At 46.9% G+C, this 3,149-nt stretch carries 2 protein-coding genes; both read right to left on the reverse strand.

Annotated elements, in window-relative coordinates; translation table 11 throughout:
- Positions 1-214: 214 nt before the first annotated feature.
- Positions 215-1,513: an IS91 family transposase gene (locus tag K7P76_RS32940; RefSeq protein ID WP_232190338.1), complete on the reverse strand. Its 1,299-nt coding sequence runs from the start codon at positions 1,511-1,513 to the stop codon at positions 215-217.
- A 131-nt stretch (positions 1,514-1,644) separates the two neighbouring features.
- Positions 1,645-2,868, reverse strand: coding sequence for an IS110 family RNA-guided transposase (locus K7P76_RS32945; RefSeq protein WP_232190339.1), 1,224 nt, complete (start codon positions 2,866-2,868; stop codon positions 1,645-1,647).
- Positions 2,869-3,149 lie beyond the last annotated feature (281 nt).

The following is a 3,149-nucleotide window of genomic DNA, read 5'->3' on the forward strand; positions in this document are numbered from 1 at the left end:
TAAGAAAAACCGTCAGGGTATATCTCCCTGACGGTCTTTTTGGGTTTGGAGGATATTTGAGACTTTGTATTCGTAGCCATGTACGCCTATGTAATGCTCAGGGTACATTTCTCCCCCACAATGCTCGCATGCAAATTTAGGCGGCACACTTGGATCACCACCATCCATACGGTCGAAGTCCTGCACCACCCCAAGCGGGATTAACTCTTCTTCCTCACATTCCAAACAAACATAATTGACGTGTTGGTTGTCCATCATTCGGCGACTCGCGCTCACCGACGACTTCTTTTTCTTCTTTACGACTTTTCGTTTCTTCGACACCGGTGAGATCTCGAATCATCCTCTCTAGTGTGGCTTTGGTTGTCAGACAGGAGGCATACTTCACACGTAATTGCCCTTCCTCCAGGCAGACTTCTCCCTTGTACTCATAGTAACACTCACATTTCAGACAGACCATCGGGTCTTTTCCCGTATTCGCTTGTATCCGCTCTCTCCATTTTCGTCTAACTAGTTGCTTCACTCTCACCAACGTTCGCTTCACTGTTGCTTGCCATGCCTTTACCTTCTCCTTGCAGATCTTTTTCGCACGCCTCGCATACACCCCATAGTGCCGAATCATCTTGAACTGCTCATCCGGAATATGACGAATAAGCCGTGAGATAAATTCCTCCACGGTTACCTGCTCTTCTTTTTCCGTATTATCCGTTTTATCGTGGTACCGAAATACGACCTGTTCCCCGTCGTAAGATACAATCCGCTCTACCGCTATCGCCGGTCTGCGTATATACCTGCCTATATAGCCAAGCTGCGCTTTCACATTTCCACTTTGTTTTGGCGCATGCACATAGAAGCCTTCCTCATTTTGCAAGTAGGCCTTCTGCAACAACGGCTGTACCTTCCGCTTCTCTTCTTCCGTCAGTGATCTGCGGATCAACTTTAGTACCACGGTCTGCCACACTTTTCGCAGCTTCTGAAACGGAATGTAGTCATAGGTTTTCCACTCCCCGTTTGCCGTCATCCCTCCCATCGTGACCAGCATGTGCACATGGGGATTAAAGTTTAACCTCGATCCAAACGTATGTAAGCCCGCTATGACTCCTGGTGTCACTTTATGCTTTTTCTCAAAATGCTCTTGCACCACTCTTACCGCTTCATCCATGAAATCCTTCAGCATCTCTCGATGTCTCAGGAAAATGTCGCGTAGTCCTTCATCGATTGTAAAGATCATATGACGGTGATTGACCTGAAACACATCTTCTGCCATCATACGGCTCCACTCTTCCGTCTCCCCGCATGAACATGTGGTGCAAAATCGTCCTTTGCACCGATACGGAACTCTTCGTATATCGTGGCAGCCTTCGCATACCAGAAGCTTGAACCCATTCTTAGGATTCCCGCAGCCCAGAAACTTCTTCACTTCTTTCTCTACCGCAGGTCGAATCCGCTTCTTATGCCTCACAGAAAACCATTCCCAGTTTTCTTGAAATATCCGCTTCAGTACGTTGTTCTCCATTTTCTTACCTTAACAAATTTTCTGAAATAGGGTACTGATTTTATACTTTCTGTCCTGAAAATAAAGTTCCGTTAGAACGCCGATCTCGGGCATACGAAAACAAACCCCGGTTATTCGTTAATTAAAAACGGTTACGCTGGTTGTTCTGCGATACTCACCGCAAGACCAAGAGACTCTAATCTCTTGATTGAACTGCTAATCAAGATCTCACGTTTTCGCTGATCAAAATAATCAAAACCAAGTTCCGTGTATTCTTGTCTTCGCGTTAACAAGACATGTACGATGGTAAGGATAGTATGTCCTACGGCTACTGCAGCTCTGTTCTTGCCTCGCCTTGCTGCAATGCGATGATATTGCGCTGACAAATAGGAGTTTTTCTTTCGTCCTACCGCCCGTGCGGACTCAACCAACGAACTTCGTAGCTTTTTGTTCCCCTTGCGCGTCTTTGATGATCGTTTCTTCCCCGCGCTCTCATTGTGGCCTGGGGTCATTCCTGCCCAGGAACATAGATGTCCTGGCGTTGGAAACCTTGTCATGTCCGTTCCGATCTCCGCCAAAATTTGTTCGGCGGTTCGTTTGCCGACACCGGGGATGGTATCCACTAACCTCAGGTCCTCTGCGAAAGGGATCATTCGTTTCTCGATTTCTTCGTCTAGCTCTGTAATTAATTCATTTAACTGGTCGATGTGCGAAAGCTGCTTTTCCAGCATAAGTAGTTGGTGTGGACCTAACCGCCCTTCCAATGCTAGCTTCAACTGGTCCTTTTTGGCTTTCAGTTTCTTTTGAGCAAACTCAGCTAACACTGTCGTGTCACTCTCACCGTTGATGATCGCTTCTAACATATTCCGACCGGAAACGCCAAGTACATTTGAAGCTACAGAGGAGAGCTTAATATTCCCGCCCTCAAGCACCTTTTGAAGTCGGTTTACTTCCCGAGTGCGTTCCTCGATGATGCTTCGACGGTAACGAATGATCTCCCGTAACTCTCGCTGTTCTCGGTTCGGGATGAAGCTCCCTCTTACCAATCCATGTCGAAGCAACTTTGCAATCCATTCTGCATCTTGCACATCCGTCGTCTTACGTCCGGGTACCGCTTTGATGTGCTGTGCATTGACTACCATCGGTTGCAGTTCTTCCAGTTCCAGCAAGTTGTATATTGGTTTCCAGTAGTCTCCGGTGCTCTCCATCGCGACATGGGTGCATCGTTTCTCCTTGACCCAATCTATCAGTTCGATTAGATTTCGGGTCATGGTGTTAAAGCTTTGAATCTCCTTCCCTTGGGGTGTGATGATGCATGCAGTGATGCTCTTCTTATGAACATCCAAACCACAGCACCGTTCGATTAATACATCCATACTTGCTTCTCCTTGCGACTGGTCGTTATTTAAGGCTGGTGCAAAGACCAAATAAGGGTTATTCTGCCCTGCGTGCTTCCCGAAGGAGCAACAATCTGCGATACACCGGGTCGTTGTGGTCTGTCTTATAGACGGGTTCGAGACACCAAGAAAGGACGACCTACCTTCGCCAGCCCCAGTAACCAGTATGGACAATATTTTCATTCATCAGTGGTGCCGCGTAGCGGCATGTAAGTCTTATATGTTGAAATAGGGTACTGATTTTATACTTTCTTATATGT

The organism is Cohnella silvisoli (assembly GCF_021190915.1).
GTDB classification, from domain to species: domain Bacteria; phylum Bacillota; class Bacilli; order Paenibacillales; family Paenibacillaceae; genus Cohnella; species Cohnella silvisoli.